Genomic DNA, 20,469 nt, shown 5'->3' on the forward strand with positions numbered 1-20,469 from the left:
TTTATAATTGAAATTGAAGACCTTCTCTTGCTAAATGTATATTCAATTTTGCACCACCAAGATTTTTTTTGTGTTCTATCGCATCTTCCAAAATTTCAAAAACCTTTTTGTCGTTGTACGCAGGCTCATGGTGAGTGAGTACAAGATTTTTCACTTCCCAGATTGTAGCACAATTCACCGCCATAGTGTAGGAAGTATGCCCCCAATCGAATTTAGCAAAAGACTCATCTAAAGTGTATTGTGAGTCTATTACCAATAAATCAGCACCACCGAAAAAATCAGATTTATTTTTGATATCAGGTAAATCTTCTCCTGTGAATTCTGCGTCAGTCGCAAACACAAAAAATTTACCGTGGTCTCTGAATCTATACGCATAAGAACCCCCTGGATGTTTTAGAGGATGAGCGTCCACTACGAGACCATCAGGAAAACGAATCTCTTCATTTTCTTTAATCGTGATAAAATTCTTTTTTGAAGCCGTACCGTGGAAGGGCATAGGAAAGTATTCCTTTTCCTGCTGCTGGATAAGTCTCTGTTCTAAATCTGGATAAGGAGAATAGAAATTCAATACATTTCCAGGTATATACATGGGCTTAAAAAATGGGAACCCTTGGATATGATCCCAGTGGGTGTGGGTTATAAAAATATTCAGCTCGCCCTTTCCCTTTCCCAAATCTGTTTTCATTAGCTCATCGCCCAGTACCCTGCCACCCGTACCGCAATCTGCGACATACGTATTTCCCGCTTTGGAAGTAACCGTAACACAAGTAGTGTCTCCACCCATTGTGTATTTCAAATTATCAGGGAGAGATTGATAAAAACTCGGAATTGTATTTTTTGAAAATTCTGCGCTATCTACAAATTTCTCTAAAATTTCAATAACCTTAGATTTGTATTCCTGATTTCTAAGTGGAGCGGCCATAGAACCGCGAGTTCCGTACAATTTTATATTCAATGTAGTTTGATGAGGGTTATTCCTTATATACTTGTGCCAATCTAAAAATCCTTGTACTTTTTACAACTTATTATAATTGAAATCCATTCTATAAATTGAGAAAAATAAAGACCTCCGCTATAAAATTTCGCTTTTTTATAAATGAGAACATAAAATTCATGGTATTGTGAGTTATACTGGAAATTCTTATGGCTATCAAGTTCGATTTGGTCCGCCTGCAACCCCTACCGTTAAGCTACTGATTATTTTTAATGTAGTGGTGTTCCTAATTCAAAGTTTCTTACATTTGTTTCAAAGTGCGGTAATGGAATCTGTTTTAGCACTTACTCCTGAGCTTGTGAGCCGGGGCTATGTCTGGCAATTATTGACCTACTCATTTTTACACGGAGATTTTTTTCATATTCTTTTTAATATGCTCACTCTTTGGATGTTTGGGAGCGAGTTAGAGGTACTTTGGGGCTCAAAAAGATTCTTACAATTCTACTTATTCAGTTGCTTAACGGGGGGAGTCCTCACCTACCTTGTTGACAGTTTCACGAGTTATGACCAAGGAACAGTTCTTGGTGCGTCTGCCGGAATTTACGGACTTCTAATTGCTTACGCTATTATTTGGCCGAACAGAGAAGTTCTTTTTATGATGTTTTTTCCGATCAAGATCAAATACATGGTGGCGATTCTTATGCTGATGCTTGCTTTTTCTCAAGGAAAAAACATTGCTCATATAGCTCATCTGGGTGGGGTCTTAGGTGGGCTGCTATTTTTATATTTTATTAAAAAAATCAACACCACTTCTAATTTCCAATTTTCTATAAAAGACTATTTCCATAAAAGAAAAATGAAAAGACTTCAAGAAGAAATTAACAAAAGAGTAAACGCTAAAGAAAGAGTCGATGAATTGTTAGAGAAGATTTCAAAACAAGGGATGAAATCTCTTTCCAGAAAAGAAAAGCAATTCTTAAACGAAGCATCCAATAAATACTACAACGAATAATTCTTTGAATCTGTTTCTTTTTGATCAAAATTCAGACAGAAATATTTACTACAATCTTGCCTTAGAGGAATCAATTTCTATCAATCTAACGAACTCTGAATTTTCAGGAGGGCTTCGATTTTGGAAAAATGAAAGCTCTATCGTGCTTGGTCTTTCTGAAAAAATTCAAGACTGTGTAAACAGTTCCTATATTTCAGATTTCTTAAAAAAATTTTCAGATATTCATACGATAAAACACAACAAGAACTTGGAGCCTTTTATTGCCAGAAGAGCCTCCGGTGGGGGAACTGTTTTTCACGATTTGAATTCTAACTTCAACTTTTCATTTTTTATTTCATTAGAAAAAAAACCAGAGCTTTACCCAATATCAAACTCCTACCAGATTCTACTCTCTTTGGTTTCAGACTCACTTCATAAGCAAGGTATAAAAACTTCACACGAGGGAAAATCAGACTTAGCAATTGTGGAAAATGGGGTTAAAAAAAAGTTTTCCGGTAATGCCCAGTTCAGAAAAAAAAATTGCTTAGTTCATCATGGAACGATTCTTATCAATACAGATATTATTGAAAAAATAAAAAAATATCTTCCCCACCCAAAAAGTGAGCCGGACTACAGAGAAAAACGAGAGCATAAAGACTTTTTAACCTCACTCCCAAAGAGTTTTTCTGTAGAAAAATTTAAAACAGACCTATTTTGGTTGTTTACCGAATACATGGGCGATAAAAATACAGAATATAGAAGAGAAAATTCTATTTCAAGAGAAAGAATTTTTTTAAAGTCTATTTTTCAAGATCGGAAAAGATTGTATTTAGAAAAGTATTTGAATAGAAATTTTATTTTTGGAGATTTACATGAAGTACATTCAAGCACAAGATATTGAAGTATATAAAGCATTAAAAAAAGAAGACGAAAGGCAAGAGAATTCTTTAGAGCTGATTGCCTCAGAAAACTTTGTATCCAAGGCTGTACTGGAAGCCTACCATTCAACCTTAACAAATAAATACGCCGAAGGCTATCCAAAAAAAAGATACTATAACGGTTGCGAAAACGCAGACACAATAGAACAAATTGCGATAGACCGAGCCAAAAAAATGTTCTCCTGTGAATACGCAAATGTTCAACCCCACAGTGGAGCCCAGGCTAATATGGCAGTTTTCCTTTCTTGCCTTGAACCGGGGGATACATTTATGGGGATGAATTTGTCGCATGGAGGTCACCTAACGCACGGCTCCCCGGTAAATTTTAGTGGCAGGACATACAAGGTTGTTCCTTATGGAGTGACGAAAGACTCTCACAGAATTGATTACAAAGAAGTAGAAAGACTCGCCAAAGAAACTCAACCCAAACTCATTGTGGTTGGGGCTTCGGCTTATCCGAGACAAATCGACTTTAGTAAATTTTCTGAAATCGCAAAATCTGTCGGAGCCAAACTCATGGCAGATATTGCTCATATAGCCGGTCTTGTAGTTACAGGAGACCACCCTACCCCTATTGGTCATTGCGATTATATAACGACTACCACCCACAAAACTCTAAGAGGCCCAAGAGGCGGTCTAATCCTATCTTCCAATGAAAACGAAAAAATCCTTAATTCGAGAGTATTTCCCGGAGTTCAAGGAGGACCGCTTATGCACGTAATAGCGAGTAAAGCTATTGCATTTGGTGAGGCACTCCAACCTTCTTTTAAAACCTACATACAAAATGTTGTGGCAAATGCAAAAACTATGGCAGATATTTTTATGAAAAGAGGCTTTAGAGTGATTAGTGGAGGGACAGACAACCACTTGATCCTAGTTGATGTTTCCGTCAAAAATCTAACAGGAGCCGACGCTGCAAATGCGTTAGACGAAATAGGCATCACTGTTAATAAAAACGGAATCCCTTACGACGAAAAACCGCCAGCCATCACCTCTGGTATTCGGCTCGGAACTCCGGCTCTTACCACAAGAGGGTTTGGAATTAAAGAAATCGAAATTGTAACAAATACAATTTGCGACTTTTTAGAAGACCTAAGTAACCCTAAAATACAAGAAAAATGTAAACGTGTTGTGAAAGAAATCACCTCTCAATTTCCTATGAAAAATTTCAGACTTGGTGATGATTAGAATTTTGTAAAAGTCTAAAATATATGAAAAATAATTCTTTGCATAAAGTAATGAGTGTCGGTCAATGTAACCCGGATCATTCTACTTTAAAAAATTTTTTTGAAAGAAAATTCGACTGTGAGATTACAAGAATAGATACCACACAAGAAGCATTGATTGAACTAAAAAAATCGAAATACGACTTAGTTCTCGTAAACAGGAAAATTGATGCTGACTATACCGATGGCATAATACTTATCCAAGAAATGAAAAGAGAACAATCTATTTCTGATATTCCTGTAATGATGATCTCCAACTACCCCGAAGCACAAGAAGAGTCTATACAAAATGGAGGAACCCTAGGATTCGGAAAATTGGAATACGGAAAAGAAGAGACTATGGAAAAATTAAAAAAAATTTTGAAAGTTAAATCTTAGACAAAATTTCTGCTCTCAATCGGATCGCCTCTGAAAAATTCGGATTCAATTCGATTGCCTTGTGAAGGTATTGAAGAGACCTCTCCGGTCTATTCCAAATTTTATATAAGGTCGCTAAATTGTATAGAGGTATGTGAAGTGCTTCATTCGTTTTGCATCTAACTGACTTCTTCAACCAGAAAATAGACTCTTTATCTTTTCCCATTCTCAGAAGTATAACACCGATTTCATTGCAAGGGCTTCCGTAATCAGGATTCTTTTCGACAGAGCGATAGAAATTTAAGAGGGCTTTTTCGTATTGTCTTTTTTGATTTGAGATAAGACCAAGATAAAAATACACTTCAGACTCTTCTGAATTTTCCAACAAGCTTAAAAAGAAGTATTCTGCTCGATCCAAGTCACCTGTTTGAAATAATATTTTTGCTTTTTTGAATGCTTTATCTTTGTCTAAATGAAATTCCACAACAATCCTCTAATACCTTTATTTTCGGATTAGGATTCTTAGCACTTTAGCAATTAGATAGAGACTCTTCGATTTGTGGAGAAATTATTTCAGCGTTTAAACCATAGTGTTTCAGTATTTTTGAACGCTCTCCGTGAATGATGGGCAGAGAAGGGAATGCAAAAGTTTTTATAAATCTATTCAAGAACTTAGAATCAACCCTATTCAAGATATATCCAGAAACGCCACTGTCTAAATAATTTTCATCCAGAATGAGAAATCGTTTTGTTTTAGAAATTTCTTTTTCAATCGTATCTATATCGAGGGGGCGAATCCATAGCAAGTCAAGAATAGTACAGGAAATATTTTTTTTGTCCAATATAGATCGTATTTCTACGGCAAGTTCTAAGGTCGAACCACAACTAAGAATAGTCACATCTTTTCCTGAATAAATTATTTTTGACTTACCTATTTCTTGTTCTGAAAATTCTTTTTCATAGTTTAAATTTTCTGAGTTCACAGTTGATTTCGGATAACGCACTGCAATAGGACCTGAATTGAATTTCTCCATGTAGCGAATAGAAGAAATTAAATCTTCCCCTGTTGATGGAGTCAAAATACTCATATTGGGGAGTGAGCAAAGATACCCTAAATCAAATAGACCTTGATGAGTTTCTCCATCTGGTCCGACACAACCTGCCCGATCAATCAAAAACCTCACAGGTAAATTCATGAGTGAAATTTCTTCCACAATCTGATCCAAGGCTCTTGTTAAAAATGTAGAATAAATACTTAAATAAGGAATAATTCCCGCAGATACTAGACCTGCTGCCAGCCCTATAGAGTGCTGCTCTGCAATTCCTACATCAATCGTGTGCTTCTGGAATTTCTCCGAATATTCTTTTAAACCACTCCCTTCGATCATAGCAGGTGTGATCACCACAATTTTAGAATTCTTTTCTGTTAAAAGACCAAGCACTTTTCCCACCAATTGACTGAACCCGATCTTATAAGAAGGAGAAGACTCCATATTCCCGTCGGACTTGTTGAATGGGGTCACTCCGTGGTATTTGATCGGATCATTTTCCGCAGGGATATACCCTTTTCCTTTCTGGGTGATTACATGGAGTAAAATAGGCCCTTCGATTTTTTTGATTTTTTTTAGTATAGTTACGAGTCTTTCTATATCGTGTCCGTCTATGGGTCCGATGTAATGAAACCCCAAGTCTTCAAATAAAGCACCCGGCATAAGTGCGTCTTTAATTCCCTTTTCCACTCTTTTAAAAAAGCTCTCTAAGGCAGGACCGATGATCGGGAGCCACTTCAGAAAAGTATAAGACAACTTTCTGTAGTGGTTGTAAAAGTGAGAGCTGATTATATTATTCAAGTAAGTAGAGATTGAACCTACATTTTTTGAAATCGACATATAGTTGTCGTTTAAGACTACCAAACAATCCGGTCTAACGTGTCCACCGTGGTTTAGAGCCTCAAGAGCCATTCCTGTTGCAATAGATGCATCCCCTATTACCGCTATGCACTTATAGTCTTTCCCAAGCATGTCTCTCGCCATGGCTTCTCCAAGGAGCTGAGAAATAGAAGTTCCGGCATGGCCTGTATTGTACAAATCGTACTCGGACTCTTCTCTTTTTGGAAACCCGGAAATCCCACCAAACTTACGCACAGTTCTCAACAATTCTTTTCTGCCTGTTAAAATTTTGTGAGGATAGGTCTGATGTCCAACATCCCAAATCAGCCTGTCTATTGGAGTCTCAAAAACATAGTGCAGTGCAACCGTTAGCTCAACGACTCCAAGGTTACTCGAAAAATGCCCCCCTATTCCGGACAGGGTGTCTATAATGTATTCACGAATTTCTTTGCTAAGGACTTGCAGCTCTTTGATATTAAGGCTTCGTATGTCTTTTGGAAAATTGACCTTGCTTAGATTTGGATAATCATTCATAAAAAGTATTATTAAAATACCAATCAATTACCACTTTGATTTTTTGCAAACAAATTGGTTAATAATGGTAAAAGACTATCTTACTACTGCAATGGTCTTTTGAATTTCTCGAAATCAGCGTCATTTACAAGACCTATAAGTTCGTAAATTCTAACTGGTTGAGTTTTTCCTTTTACTTGAACTAAATCCAGCTCGCGTGCATATACCCTATCTTTTACTTTTTCATAAGTGTATTCGCTCATAATGATGTTTGTACCATAAGCCTTGTTTGATCCTTCCAAGCGAGATCCAAGATTAATCGTATCTCCCATACAAGTGTAATCCATCCTATGAGAACTTCCCATGTTCCCTACAACTGCGCTACCGGTATTTAGACCAATCCCTATATCAATAGACGGAACTTTTCTTTTTTTCCAATCTTCTTGCAATTTATTCAAGTGTTGCATCTGGTATAACGATGCAAGACATGAGTAATATGCGTGGTCTTCGAGAGGAACAGGAGCACCCCAAAAAGCCATAATCGCATCTCCCATATACTTATCTATAGTGCCCTTGTATTCGATAATGATTTCAGTCATTGCGGAAAGGTACTCATTGAGTAGTGTTACTAAATCTTCAGGACCAAGTGCTTCTGAAATTGTTGTAAACCCGCGTATGTCCGAAAAGAAAATAGTGATTTCTCGTTTTGCACCACCGAGGGCGATACTCTCTGGATTTTTTAAAAGCTCATCTACCACGTCTTTTGAAACGAACTTAGAAAATGTATTACGAATATATTTTACATTTTCTTCTTCGGTTAAAATTTTAAATCCGATGATCCCTACAAATATTACTAATTGTTCAAATAGAACTGTAGGAAAAATATTTATAAAATTAAAGTAATAAAAATTTACGAGGGTCATCGAAAAATAAATTAGGGCTATAACCACAATCAAAATAAAGCCAAGCCATGTTTTCACCCTTGGTTGAACAAAACCAATTAAAATCCCCATAAATACATAAATCAAAAAACTCATCCATACCGGCTGGGTTTTTAAGAAATTTTGATTTAGAATCGTATTCAAGGCGTGCGCGTGGTGCTCTATCCCACTCATCTCACCAAACGGGGAAAGATGAGAATCCTTGGAAGCCCCTCTGCCAGTCGCATAATACATTGCTACAAGAAAAATCGTATTGTTGAACTGAGAGGCTGTTTCATTATTCCATTCTGTTGCAACCTCAAACAATTCGTGAGAACGAAAAGAATACCTGCCGCCTACAAAATTAATTTCCATTTGACCGTCTTGATCTATCGGGATGATAATTTCTCTTTTTTCGTTTGGAATGTGCATTACGTCCTTAGTCTCATTTTTTAGAGTTTGCCTGTTAAATGTAGTAATTTCTTTTTTAGGAATATTTTTAATCTTTATATATTCACCGAGAACAACCTCTGTATCGTTTACTACATCCACTCCAAAATATTTGCAAGCCAGTAAAAAATCTATCGAAGGGAAATACTCAACTTCCTTATTCGGACCGTGGCTATTCAATTTTACCAACATAGGCATCTTACGATTTAAACCACTTTCGTCTTTTTTAATATTTGCAAAACCCAGACCTGCGGAAAGAGAAGAAATTTGTTCTATTGGAGGAACAGGAAATTTTACCCACTCAGACAAATCTTCTGATTTCCCTGCTACATTCTTTAGTCTGAATTTTCTTAGAATAGAAATTCTTTCTTCTAAATTAATTACCTCGTCTCTTGACTCTGCACTTGTTTCCATCGGATAGTCAAAAAGAACTCCCTTGTTTCCCTTCAAGGCAGAAACCATTGGCTCGACTTGACCTTTTTTATAATCAACAAAAAAAATATCAAACATCAAAAGATTGTTATTCGTGTTTTGAAAATGTTTAATGATACTTGAATAATTTTCCCAAGGGAGAGGCCAAGTTCCCTGCAACTTTTCCAAAGTGTTTGTAGTGATACCGATAATCTGAATGTCCTGCCTCGCTCCCTGTGGAGGACTGTATCTGGTGTATTCTATTTTACCGGAATCAGATTCTTTTTCCGTCTTGGTTGCTCCACCTTTTAGAAGTGTGAATCTCCATGATATAGAATTCTCTTCTAGTGCACTCATAGGAGTAAAAAAATTCGTCAGAACAAAAATAGAAACTGAAATCACATAGCCTATTAAAATAGCTCCGTAGTATTGCTTGGTCTTAGGGAAAATTCTTTCAAAAAGTTTGTATAGAGTGTAAGACGACAAAATAAGTAGGATAGAGCCAATTCCTGCAAATAGAGAAAAATTCTCGGATTGAGGGATAAAAGAAGAATACACAACCAAGGCAGAAGAAATCCCTGCCACCGCAATACTCAAAATATCTATAATTGTCAATTTTACCGGTTTTTTTTCTGAACTCACTTTTCTCTCCCTCTAAAAGCACCAAAATACGCAAATTCGTATTTTCTATCTTTTCGTAAAAATCAAATTACTATAGGCTCAAAACTAAGTCAAGAAATTCAGAAAATTTCTACTTTCATGGAATTACGAATCATGGAAATATAGGCATTCAGTTTGCGTTTACACTCTTCCATATTTGCAGAATTTTCTTCAATTATCCTTTGTATGGCAGAGCCTATGATAACCCCATCGCTGTATTCGGAGATTTCTCCGGCTTGCTCTTTTGTGGAAATCCCAAAACCTGAGCAAATCGGCAACCCAATTTCTTTTTTCAAGAGCAATACCCTTGCTTTCAAGTTCTTGGAAATGGATGTCCTCTCTCCGGTAACTCCAAAAGAGGTAACGTAGTAAATAAACCCTGAGCTATTTTTTTTTATTTCGCGAATTCTTGCAAGCGAGGTAGAAGGAGTAATGAGTTGGATAATATCTATTCCGTATTTTTTTCCAAGGGAAAAATACACTTTTGAGTCCATTGAATCGTAAGGTAGGTCAGGGATAACAACTCCTAAAACCCCTTCACTTTTACACTTTTTAAAAAATTTTTCTGCACCATAAGCATGGATCGGATTCAGGTAGGTTAAAAACACAATCGGAAAACCTTTTCTGTGTTCCTGAATTTTTTTCACTACACCAAAAACTTTTTCCATAGAGAAAGGATTTTCTAAGGCTCTCTTGTAAGATTTTTGAATCACCCCACCATCTGCAACTGGGTCAGAAAAAGGAATCCCAAGCTCTAATATGTCCGACCCGGAATCTATAATTGTCTTTGCCCACTCCAAACTCAAATCAAAACTTGGATCACCCAAAGACATATAGGTAATAAATTTTGACTTAGGGTTAGGGTTAGAAAAAACTTCTTTTAAGCTTGTCAAATTTCTCCTCCCTTCAATCGAAACACCTCAGCCACATCCTTATCCCCTCTTCCGGAAAGCGTAATAACTAAATCTTTATTTTTTCCAAGTTTTTTAGCGAGTTTTTTAGCGAATGCAAAAGCGTGGGCAGTCTCAAGAGCTGGAATGATTCCTTCCAATTTTGATACTTCGAGGAAAGCGTCTAACGCACTTTTATCTGACTCACTCACATAACTCACTCTGCCGATCTTGGCAAGATACGCATGCTCAGGTCCTACTCCCGGATAGTCTAAGCCCGCCGAAACAGAATGGGCTGGAACAATCTGTCCTGAGCTATCTTGGATCACAAGAGTTTTTGTCCCGTGTAAAAATCCAGTTTTACCAAAACCTAAGGTAGCAGAGTGATCCCCCGGGTTTTTTCCCTTCCCTCCTGCTTCGACACCAAACAATTGTACTTTTTTGTCTTGTAAAAATCCGTAAAACATCCCGATTGCATTGGAGCCTCCACCTACACAGGCAACTACTGCATCGGGCAATTTCTTTTTTAGAGTTTTTAATTGAAGTTTTGTTTCCTTTCCAATCACACTTTGAAAATCTCTCACAATTGTAGGAAACGGATGGGGACCGATTGACGAGCCTACTATGTAATGAGTAGAGTCAACATTCAATGCCCAGTCTCTCATAGCTTCACTCGTTGCATCTTTTAGAGTTTTCGTTCCACTCTTTACTCCAATTACACTTGCACCCAGCATTTTCATACGAATTGCATTTAGCTCTTGTCGTCTGAGGTCTTCTTCTCCCATATACACAACTGTCTTCAACTCAAATAGGGCACCCACTGTTGCAGTTGCTACCCCGTGCTGCCCTGCTCCTGTTTCAGCGATGATTCTTTTTTTTCCCATTGCTTTGGTAATTAGCGCCTGTCCTATCGTATTATTGATCTTATGAGCACCTGTATGGTTTAAATCTTCTCTTTTCAACCAAATATTGGCTCCATTCCAGTTTTTAGTCAGCCTTTCCGCAAAGGTTAAAAGAGAAGGTCTTCCTATGTAATTTTTTCTGTAGTATTCAAGCTCTTTTTTAAACTTAGGGTCTTTTTTTAGTTTATTATAAATGCTTTCTAATTTAGTCAAGGCTTCAATCAAGACCTCAGGCGCATAACGTCCCCCAAACTCTCCGAAATAGCCAATCCCTTCTTTACTTCCCATGAATCTCTCCTTCCAATTCTTTGGACAAGGAATCCCTTAAACCCTTTAGAATTGTAATAATATCTTCATTAGAAGTAAATTTATATTTGTTTTCTTCCATAGATTTTCTGTTCAATATAGAAAACTCTCCACTCGAAAAAAAATCTTTGCCAAGTGTGAGTCGTATAGGAAAGCCAATCAATTCCGAATCTTTGAATTTATAGCCGGGACTCAAATCTCTATCGTCCCAAAAAACTTCCAATCCTGAATCAACCAAAGATGTATAAATCGAATGAACTTTGTCTATATCCGATTTTTCTTTTGCAATACTCACTATAGAAATTTCATAAGGAGCGACACTAATCGGCCATATTATCCCACCTGAATCGTTTGACTGCTCTAATATAGTAGCCATTGTTCTATTGACTCCAATTCCATAACAGCCCATTGTAGGAGTCTTGGGCTTGCCATTTTTATCAGATACTTTTAGATCAAAGGCTTTAGTGTATTTATCACCCAATTTAAAAATATGGCCGACTTCGATTCCTTTTTCTGTAATTAGAGGTTTCCCGCAAGAAGGACACTCATCTCCAGCTTCACTTTTTGAAAGATCCAGAAATGAAATCGGATTGGAAAACTCTCTCGAAAAAATAAAATTTTTCTTATGGTAGCCTTTTTCATTTCCACCGACTATATAGGATTTATTTTCATCTATACTATTGTCATACAATACTATAAGCCCATCTTTTTCTTCGAGTCCGGGGCCAGTAAAACCCGCCTCGATAGAAAGCTCCTTGCATTCATTCAGGCTCATTTGACGAACTGCGAGTAAAGAAAGATGATTGAGTAGTTTTACCTCGTTTAGCTCTCTGTCCCCTCGAATAAATACCACAATTTTTCTTCCGTCGTTTCCAACCAATAGAATGGCTTTTACTGTGTCTTTCGTTTCACAACTAAGGTAGCTTGCAACTTCCTGAATTGTTTTTATGTCTGGTGTAGAAACCTTTTCCACTGCTATCGGATTTTTTTGTATTTCTGACTTATCGGAAAATTTAACAGGAGTTTTTTCTACATTTCCAGAATACCCGCAAGAATTGCACAAGGTCAAAGTTTCCTCTCCTATCGGAGAGACTACCATAAACTCTTCAGAACCCGAACCACCCATAGTGCCTGAGTCTGCTTGAACAGAAATTGTTTTTAACCCACACCTCTGAAAAATTTTACGGTAGGTCTTTCTCATAACTTCATAAGTTTCGTTCAAGGACTCAATGTCTAAATGAAAAGAGTAAGCATCCTTCATAGTAAATTCTCTGGATCGAATCACTCCAAACCTTGGTCGAATCTCATCTCTGAATTTTGTGTGGATTTGATACACATTGATAGGAAGGTCTTTGTACGATTTCAAAATAGGTTTTAATAAATTTGTAAACCCTTCTTCGTGAGTGGGTCCGAGACAATACTCTACCTCGTGACGATCTTTCAAACGAAACATTTCCTTCCCCATTCTTTCCCAACGTCCACTAATCGACCAAATCTCTTCTGGGGTCAAAATAGGTAATTCAAATTCTAAAGCACCCGAATTGTCCATTTCTTCTCGAACAATTTTTTCTATTTTTTTAATCACCCTTAATCCCATGGGTAGATAATTGTACAAACCAGATGAAGCCTTTCTGACAAGACCGGCTCGAATCATAAGTTTATGAGACACGACTACTGCATCCGAAGGGTCTTCTTTTGTGGTTGGAATAAAATACTTACTTGCTCTCATAAATTAAAAAAACCTTGCTATATCATTAAAGGAAACAAATATTCCGACTGCGAGTAAAAAAAGAAAACCCAATCTGAAAATTATATCTATTGCCCGACTCGGTAATGGCCTCCCGGTGATTGCCTCATACAAATACAAAACTAAGTGCCCGCCGTCTGCAACCGGAATCGGAAGCAAATTCATAATCATAAGCGCAATAGAAATCTTTGCCACAAAATCTAAATACATCTCCCAACCGTATTCTAAACTAATTCCTGCAAACTGAACAATACCTATAGGGCCGGAAAGATTTTCTTTTGCTGAAATAAGTCCCGTAAAAAGCATCTTGATTCCCTGCAAAGTAGTGCCTATATACTGCACAACTTTGTCTATGGATTTCAAAAATGCCTCAACAATTCCAACTGACTTCTCATCTACTTCAGGAGTGAATTTTACAGACGGACGAAACCCAAGTAGCCCAACTTCCCTAAGTTCATAGTCAACTTTAAACTCATCTTCTCCGACTTGAATCAATAAATCCTTTCCTTGAGAAACACCTAAATATTTTTTTAGATCAGAAAATTCAGTAAAGTGATGTCCTCGTATTTTTATATTGGAAAGTTTTGTTGAAATTTTTGGATCAAAACTGGATAAAGAATAATTTTTAAATATGAAATCTTCAGTCTTAGAATCTCGAACATTTTTCAATTCTAAAATATCTGCCCCTAAAACTGGAATCTCTACGGTTAGGTTTTCGGTTGTCCAAGGATTTACAAGAGGATAAACTTTTCTATCCAAATTTACTTTAACCGTTTTGTTTTGAAATTTTCCTAGAGTCTTTTGTAAATCTGTAACTGTATAGACCTCGACTCCTTCCACAGTTTTAATCACATCCCCATCTTTCAAATAGGTGATTGCACGAGACCTTAGTTTTTTTTCTTTTTCAGACTCTCTACTCTTATTAAGAATTTCTGGATTACCTTCTTCTATATCTCGAATAATTGATTTTTCACGAAAAAATTTCTCACTTTTATTGTCCTTATCGATTACATTGGAAAGATAATGCTGAAGTTGTTCAGAATACGTAAAAGTAGCAACGACCCTTCTCTCTCCAAAAGGCTCAATACCAATCGTAGGTCTTCCGCCTGACGTATATACATCAGGAGAAATTTTCATATTGTGGATTTTCCCTTCTCTTTCTACTTCTACATTCAAATCATTTCCAACAGACAAACCCACTCTTGTAAAAATATCTTCAAAATTCTCGATTTTCTTACCATTAATAGATACAATTCTGTCACTCGTCCTAAGCCCTGCAAAATATGCAGGAGAGCTTGATTCAATAGATTCATCAATAAATATTTTATTGGAAGGTGACCTGTCTCCAAAAAGTGTTAAAAAAAATATAATAATAAACCCCATTAGTAGATTAAATAGTGGCCCACCGAGCACGGGAATCATCCTCTTGAATGGAGGGGTTGACAACAATTCACCTTTCTCGCCTTTTAGTCCTTCTCCGTATTCGTCTCCCTTAAATAAAACATACCCTCCGAGAGGAATTGCAGTTATTTGATATACAGTCTCTCCTATTTTCTTCTTCCAGATTCCTCTGCCATAGCCCATCGAAAACACTCTTGCCTTTACTCCAACAAGCATTCCGCAAAGTAAATGACCAAGCTCATGGATAAAAATCGAAACCGCAAGCATCAAAATAGACCCCAGTACCAGTATTAACATAAAAAGCCCACCCGTAAAATTTTTCTAAAATAACTTCTATTCAGAATAACCATATACTATTTTCCTTGTCCTATTCTTTTGCGAACTATCTCTCTTGAGTACCTGTCAGAGTCCAAATACTCTTCCAATTCTAAAGTGTTCCGAACAGGGATCGCATTCAGGGCAAAATCAATCAGCTCAGGGATTTGAGTGAAACCTATTTTTCTATCCAAAAATCCGGATACCGCCTCTTCATTTGCCGCATTAAAAATACCGGGAGCTGTTCCGCCTATCTTCCCAACTTTATAAGCCATGTCAAGTGCAGGGTACCTTGATCTGTCCGGCTCGTGGAAATTCAAAACTCTCCAAGTGAAAGGCTTTCTTTCTTTCAATAATCTTGGAGTTTTTTTCGGATAAAAAAGAGAATGGGCTACCGGAAAAATCATATCCGGCTCCGAAGCATAGCCAAACACTGATCCGTCTATAGTCTCCATAAAACCGTGGATAATGCTTTCAGGATGAATTACTACTTCAATATTTTCGTAAGGAAAACCAAATAAAAAATGCGCTTCAATCACTTCCAAGCCTTTATTGATTAGACCCGCAGAATCAACAGTAATCTTTGCACCCATTTTCCATGTAGGGTGATTTAATGTTTCTTCAACAGTTACACTTTTTAGTTTTTCTATAGGTAGATTTCTAAACGATCCTCCTGATGCAGTCAAGGTGATCGAGCGAATATTTTCTCTACTATGATTTTCCAATAATTGAAAAAGTGCGTTGTGTTCAGAGTCAACCGGAATTAGACTCGTATTGTATTTTTTTAATAACTCATTGATATACGGACCAAATGTCACAAGAGTTTCCTTGTTCGCTATTGCTATTTTTTTGCCTGACTTTATAGCTTCTACCGTAGGCAAAATTCCACTCGCTCCAACAATTGCAGTAACTACTGTGTCCACTTCTTTTTGTTTTACGATTTCCGATAACCCTTCTTTCCCATAAAGAATTTCAGTGGATAAATACTTTTCTTTTAAAATTTTTCTGTCTATTTTTTCGGAAGATACAACAGCGTATTTTGGTGAGAATTCTTGAATAATAGATTTTGCCCTTTCAATATTTTCGTTTACACTAAATGAAAAAAGGGAAAAGTCATTTTTAAAAATATTCAACACCTTGAGTGTAGATTCTCCTACTGATCCGGATGCACCCAAGAGGCAGATATTCTGCATTGTCTTACGAGAAAAAAACTTCTTTTATTTTAATAAAATAGTACATCGTAGGGAATGTAAGAAGAAGGGCATCGATCAAATCCAAGATCCCCCCGTGTCCCGGTATAAGTGAAGCAGAGTCTTTCAATTTAGCGTCTCTTTTCATTGCAGACTCAGATAGATCACCTAACACACTGATTAATGAAAATCCAAGTGCAATAAAAAAAGATTCGATCATTCCAAAGGCAGGCACTTCACCGGAAAATTTTTCCCAAAAGAAATTCAATAAGTATAAAAATACAATAGCGGTAATCACACCTGAAACATACCCTTCCCATGTTTTTTTAGGAGAGATTTGCAAGCCGGCAGGATGGCGACCCAGTAGCCTTCCTCCAAAATATGCCCCGGTATCCGTAAATATTGTAATCCCAGAAACTGCCCAAATATAATACACTCCATGAGGAAAAGAAATGAGCAACATAAAATGTCCGAAAGGAACCGCAATATAAAGAACACCGAGTATCGTAGTGGCTACAGAAAATATGGCTCCATCCAAAGGTCTTTTCATAATCTGCAAAGCGAAACTAACAAGAAACAGGAGGAAAAAGGCAGGAACTACAAGATCAAAGTCTGGACTCAAATATTTTGTAATCTCTTGCAAGAAATCTGGAATTGTAAAATTTTTTTGAATTTTTAAAAAATGAAAATAATATAAAGAAGTTACCAAAAAAATAAAAAAATACCCTGTCCCTCTAAATGGACGGCCATCTTCTTGCCTGTCAGAAAAAATATAAAATTCTCTAATCGCTAGAAATGCAAAAAAATAAACAACCAAAATTAATTGAATATAATATACACCGCTATAGGTAAAAGCAAAAATATACATCGGAACAAGTACAGCCGCAGATAAAATCCTCTTAGTAGTTTCACTCATTTCCCTTTAACCCTCCGAAGTTTCTGACTCTTTTATCGTAAAAATCTAAAGCCTGAAAAAGCGTTTCTCTATAGAAATCAGGCCATAGGATTTCCGTAAAATACAATTCTGAATACGCAGACTGCCAAAGTAAAAAATTTGAGAGTCTATATTCCCCTCCAGTGCGAATCAAAAGATCCACAGGAGGAAAAGATTTTGTATATAAATGGGCTTCAATATCTTTTGCTTTAATTTCTTTGTCTAAGCTTTTTTTTTCTCTCTTTCGTTCTGCAAGGATTTCATTTACAGAATGGACGATTTCATCTTTGGAACCGTAATTTAGACAAAAATTTAGATAAATACCGGTGTTTTTTCTGGTGACCTCGATAGCTTCGTTGACTTTTTTTAAACTTTTAGAAGGGAGCTTTTTTGTAGAGCCTGAATGAAAAATACGAATATTATTTTTTTGTATTTTTTCTAACTTTTTATCTATAAACTCATCCAATAAAGAAAAAATAGCTCGGATTTCAGTAACGGGCCTTTTCCAATTCTCTGTAGAAAAAGCATACACAGAAATATATTTTAACCCGGCTTCTTTGGCTGCATCCATCAATCTGTCGATTGCATCGCTTCCCTTTTTGTGACCCTCTGATCTGGAAAGCCCTCTGGAAGTTGCCCATCTTCCATTTCCATCCATGATGACGGCTACGTGTTTGGGCAGATTTCTTTCTTTTTTCTTAAGTAGCAAATCAGACTGTGGTAATCTCTTTTTCTTTTTCCTCGGTTAATGAGGTGATCTTGGCAATGTATGAGTCGGTAGTTTTCTGAATTTCATCTTGAAAAGATTTTTGATCGTCCTGAGAAACATCGGCAGAAGATCTTTTTAAATCATCGTTTGCGTCTCTACGAATATTTCTTATGGCTACCTTTTTTTCTTCTGCTTTTTGCTTTACGAGTTTCACAAGCTCTTTTCTTCTTTCTCCGGTAAGCTCCGGTAAAGGAATTCTAATCACACTACCGTCATTACTTGGTGTAAACCCAAGCCCGGATGAAAGAATCGCTTTTTCTATATTCTTGATTGCAGACTTATCGTAAGGATTGACCACGAGCAATCTTGGCTCTGGAGCACTTACACTTCCCATCTGATTCATAGGGGTCATAGCGCCATAGTATTCTACCTTAACATCCTCAATCATGGCAGGGTTTGCACGACCCGATCGAATTTGCATAAAATCTTTTTTTAAAGCGTCAATGGTTTTATCCATCTTGACTTTCGTATGACGAATAATATCACTTCCCATCAAAAATAACTTCCTCCGAACTTGAAATTAATGTGCCGATTTCTTTTCCTAAAATCAACTCTTTAAGGTTTCCCTTTTTAAAAATGTCAAATACTATAATTGGTACATTATTCTCTGAGCACATTGTAAGCGCTGTTTGATCCATTACTTGCAACTTTCTTTTCATTGACTCGTTAAAAGACACTTGAGTAAATCTTTTTGCTTCTTTCTCTTTTTTTGGATCAGCAGAATATACTCCGTCCACCTTAGTCGCTTTCAAAATCACTTCACAACCAACTTCTACCGCTCGAAGCGCAGCTGTAGAATCTGTAGTGAAATACGGGTTTCCTGTTCCGCCTGCAAAAATCACAATTCTCTTTTTTTCTAAATGACGAACAGCTCTTCTTCTGATATAAGGCTCTGCAATTGAGTGAATTTCTATGGCAGATTGAACTCTGGTAAAAAGTCCGACTTTCTCACAGGCAGACTGGAGTGCAAGTGCGTTGATGATCGTTGCAAGCATACCCATATAGTCCGCGGTGGCTCTTTCGATACCCTTTTCAGCACCTTTCATACCTCGAAAAATATTTCCTCCACCAACTACGATTGCAATTTCTATTCCGAAACTGTGGATCTCACTTATTTCATTGGCTAAAGAAAAAACCCTCTCCGAGTCTATGCCATACTCACCCTCTCCGGCGAGCGCCTCACCAGAAAGTTTAATCAATATTCTTTTATAGCGATGTCTTGAATCGCTATCTAAATTCATTTCAACCACCGATTTGGTAGCGTGTGAATCTACCGATTGTGATATTTTCACCGAATTTTGCAATCGCCTCCTGCACAATTTCATTTACAGTTTTTTTATTGTCTTTAATATGCACTTGCTCTAACAAACATACCTCTGAAAAATAAGATTTCAACTTTCCGGGTATAATTTTTTCGATTTGTTCGTCCTTTTTACCTTCTTCTTTAAGCTGAGCCTTTAAAATTCTGGACTCATTTTCTATTTCAGATTGAGGAACGTCCTCTGATTTCAAATACAATGGTGTGGTAGCCGCAATTTGAAGGCAAAGCTCCTTCCCTAAATTTCCAAAATCTTCATTTTTAGCAACAAAGTCAGTCTCACAGTTCAATTCCAACAAAACTCCGATTTTACCGTTGGAGTGAACATAAGATACGATCTTTCCTTCCTTAGTTTCTCTATCTCCTCTTTTGGAGGCTTTTGCCATTCCTTTTTCCCGAAGAAAATCAATTGCTTTTTCAATATTTCCTGCATTATCAGTAAGCGCTTTTTTACAGTCGAGTAACCCTGCTCCAGTTCTCTCCCTAAGCTCTTTAATTAATTCGTTAGAAATTGTTACACTCATTACTACTCCTTTGAGGCAGTTTCGACTGTTGCCTCAGTTACAAAGCTCGGTGTTGCAGTAGCGCTGGAAGTCTTATCCGATGATAAATCCTCATCCATGATAAATCTGCCTTCTTCGTCATACTCACCACGGTAGTCCATACTATCCATTGCTTCTGCATCAAAATCATCACTGAACTTAGGCTGAACCACTACACCACCTGTTCCTTCTATCACTGCATTTGACATGGTTTCCAAAAATAAACTAATAGCACGAATTGCATCGTCATTTCCAGGTATAGCATAATCAATTAAATCCGGGTCACAATTTGTATCAATTACCGCAAAAACTTTGAGTCCAAGAGTCTTGGCTTCCTTTACTGCGATCTCTTCTTTTTTAGGATCAATCACGAATAAAATTTCAGGGATAGTATTCATATCCTTTATCCCACCAAGGGTTTTCCTTAATTTTTCTAATTCTCTTTTTAATCCGAGGGTTTCTTTTTTCGTTCCGGCTTCTTGTGCAAACGTGTCTTGTTCTAACATTTGCTCTAATTTTTTAAGTCGGGCGATACTTTTTTTAACAGTATTCCAATTTGTTAAAAGCCCGCCAAGCCATCTATTGGAGATATAATACATATTGCAGCGTTTAGCTTCTCTTTCTACCGCACCTCTGGCTTGCTTTTTTGTTCCTACGAATAAAACCTTTTTACCTTCGCCTGTCATCCTTTTTAAGGCATCATAAGCCTCTTTGGCTTTTTGAACAGTTTTTTGAAGATCGATAATATGGATTCCGTTTCTTGCAGTAAATATATACTGATTCATTTTTGGATTCCATCTTCTGGTCTGGTGGCCGAAATGCACTCCCGCTTCAAGCAGGTTTTTCATTGAAATTACTGACATAGT

At 36.9% G+C, this 20,469-nt stretch carries 19 protein-coding genes; 4 read left to right on the forward strand and 15 right to left on the reverse strand.

The genetic code is table 11. The features are described 5' to 3' along the window. Position 1: 1 nt before the first annotated feature. Complete coding sequence (locus HS129_07935; protein ID MBE7411974.1) at positions 2 to 955, reverse strand: MBL fold metallo-hydrolase; 954 nt, start codon at positions 953 to 955, stop codon at positions 2 to 4. A gap of 166 nt (positions 956 to 1,121) precedes the next feature. On the opposite strand from HS129_07935, the gene HS129_07940 reads away from it, so the two are divergent. Genes HS129_07940 through HS129_07955 form a run of 4 tightly spaced genes read left to right on the forward strand, consistent with a single transcriptional unit; the run spans position 1,122 to position 4,467 of the window. After that, positions 1,122 to 1,946 (forward strand): rhomboid family intramembrane serine protease, encoded by an 825-nt coding sequence (locus HS129_07940; protein ID MBE7411975.1) that lies wholly within the window; start codon positions 1,122 to 1,124, stop codon positions 1,944 to 1,946. A gap of 4 nt (positions 1,947 to 1,950) precedes the next feature. After that, the gene (locus tag HS129_07945) at positions 1,951 to 2,826 is read left to right on the forward strand and encodes a lipoate--protein ligase family protein (protein ID MBE7411976.1); all 876 of its coding nucleotides are present in this window, start codon (positions 1,951 to 1,953) and stop codon (positions 2,824 to 2,826) included. Then, positions 2,798 to 4,051: a serine hydroxymethyltransferase gene (locus HS129_07950; protein ID MBE7411977.1), complete on the forward strand. Its 1,254-nt coding sequence runs from the start codon at positions 2,798 to 2,800 to the stop codon at positions 4,049 to 4,051. The genes HS129_07945 and HS129_07950 overlap by 29 nt, the downstream gene beginning before the upstream one ends. 23 nt (positions 4,052 to 4,074) lie before the next feature. After that, a complete protein-coding gene (locus HS129_07955) occupies positions 4,075 to 4,467 on the forward strand; it encodes a response regulator (protein ID MBE7411978.1) in 393 nt (130 codons plus the stop codon). Here the strand turns inward: HS129_07955 and HS129_07960 are convergent. The 14 genes from HS129_07960 to rpsB all read right to left on the reverse strand — a co-directional run bounded on the left by HS129_07960 (position 4,457) and on the right by rpsB (position 20,466). Next, positions 4,457 to 4,930, reverse strand: a complete 474-nt coding sequence (locus HS129_07960) for a hypothetical protein (GenBank protein MBE7411979.1) — start codon at positions 4,928 to 4,930, stop codon at positions 4,457 to 4,459. The two genes, HS129_07955 and HS129_07960, sit on opposite strands and share 11 nt — an antisense overlap. Before the next feature lie 46 nt (positions 4,931 to 4,976). Next, a complete protein-coding gene (locus tag HS129_07965) occupies positions 4,977 to 6,869 on the reverse strand; it encodes a 1-deoxy-D-xylulose-5-phosphate synthase (GenBank protein ID MBE7411980.1) in 1,893 nt (630 codons plus the stop codon). Positions 6,870 to 6,952: 83 nt separating this feature from the next. After that, positions 6,953 to 9,205 (reverse strand): adenylate/guanylate cyclase domain-containing protein, encoded by a 2,253-nt coding sequence (locus HS129_07970; protein MBE7411981.1) that lies wholly within the window; start codon positions 9,203 to 9,205, stop codon positions 6,953 to 6,955. 164 nt (positions 9,206 to 9,369) lie between these two features. Next, positions 9,370 to 10,182, reverse strand: a complete 813-nt coding sequence (locus HS129_07975) for a tryptophan synthase subunit alpha (protein MBE7411982.1) — start codon at positions 10,180 to 10,182, stop codon at positions 9,370 to 9,372. Then, positions 10,179 to 11,369 (reverse strand): tryptophan synthase subunit beta, encoded by a 1,191-nt coding sequence (trpB, locus tag HS129_07980; protein MBE7411983.1) that lies wholly within the window; start codon positions 11,367 to 11,369, stop codon positions 10,179 to 10,181. Before trpB ends, HS129_07975 begins: the two co-directional genes overlap by 4 nt. Continuing rightward, positions 11,359 to 13,116, reverse strand: a complete 1,758-nt coding sequence (locus HS129_07985; protein MBE7411984.1) for a proline--tRNA ligase — start codon at positions 13,114 to 13,116, stop codon at positions 11,359 to 11,361. Before HS129_07985 ends, trpB begins: the two co-directional genes overlap by 11 nt. 3 nt (positions 13,117 to 13,119) lie before the next feature. Continuing rightward, on the reverse strand, positions 13,120 to 14,832 hold the full coding sequence (locus tag HS129_07990; protein MBE7411985.1) for a site-2 protease family protein: 1,713 nt from the start codon (positions 14,830 to 14,832) through the stop codon (positions 13,120 to 13,122). A gap of 56 nt (positions 14,833 to 14,888) precedes the next feature. Continuing rightward, on the reverse strand, positions 14,889 to 16,043 hold the full coding sequence (locus tag HS129_07995) for a 1-deoxy-D-xylulose-5-phosphate reductoisomerase (GenBank protein ID MBE7411986.1): 1,155 nt from the start codon (positions 16,041 to 16,043) through the stop codon (positions 14,889 to 14,891). Positions 16,044 to 16,047: 4 nt separating this feature from the next. Continuing rightward, a complete protein-coding gene (locus HS129_08000) occupies positions 16,048 to 16,956 on the reverse strand; it encodes a phosphatidate cytidylyltransferase (GenBank protein ID MBE7411987.1) in 909 nt (302 codons plus the stop codon). Then, positions 16,949 to 17,632: a di-trans,poly-cis-decaprenylcistransferase gene (uppS, locus tag HS129_08005; protein ID MBE7411988.1), complete on the reverse strand. Its 684-nt coding sequence runs from the start codon at positions 17,630 to 17,632 to the stop codon at positions 16,949 to 16,951. Before uppS ends, HS129_08000 begins: the two co-directional genes overlap by 8 nt. 52 nt (positions 17,633 to 17,684) lie before the next feature. After that, entirely contained in the window at positions 17,685 to 18,236 is a 552-nt protein-coding gene (gene frr / locus HS129_08010) for a ribosome recycling factor (GenBank protein ID MBE7411989.1), read from the reverse strand. Further along, entirely contained in the window at positions 18,226 to 18,984 is a 759-nt protein-coding gene (locus HS129_08015; GenBank protein MBE7411990.1) for a UMP kinase, read from the reverse strand. The genes frr and HS129_08015 overlap by 11 nt, the downstream gene beginning before the upstream one ends. A 1-nt stretch (position 18,985) precedes the next feature. After that, positions 18,986 to 19,585, reverse strand: coding sequence for a translation elongation factor Ts (gene tsf / locus HS129_08020; GenBank protein ID MBE7411991.1), 600 nt, complete (start codon positions 19,583 to 19,585; stop codon positions 18,986 to 18,988). 2 nt (positions 19,586 to 19,587) lie between these two features. Next, positions 19,588 to 20,466 (reverse strand): 30S ribosomal protein S2, encoded by an 879-nt coding sequence (gene rpsB / locus HS129_08025; GenBank protein ID MBE7411992.1) that lies wholly within the window; start codon positions 20,464 to 20,466, stop codon positions 19,588 to 19,590. Between the last annotated feature and the right edge of the window lie 3 nt (positions 20,467 to 20,469).

Source organism: Leptospiraceae bacterium (assembly GCA_015075105.1).
In the GTDB taxonomy this organism is placed as follows: domain Bacteria; phylum Spirochaetota; class Leptospiria; order Leptospirales; family Leptospiraceae; genus JABWCC01.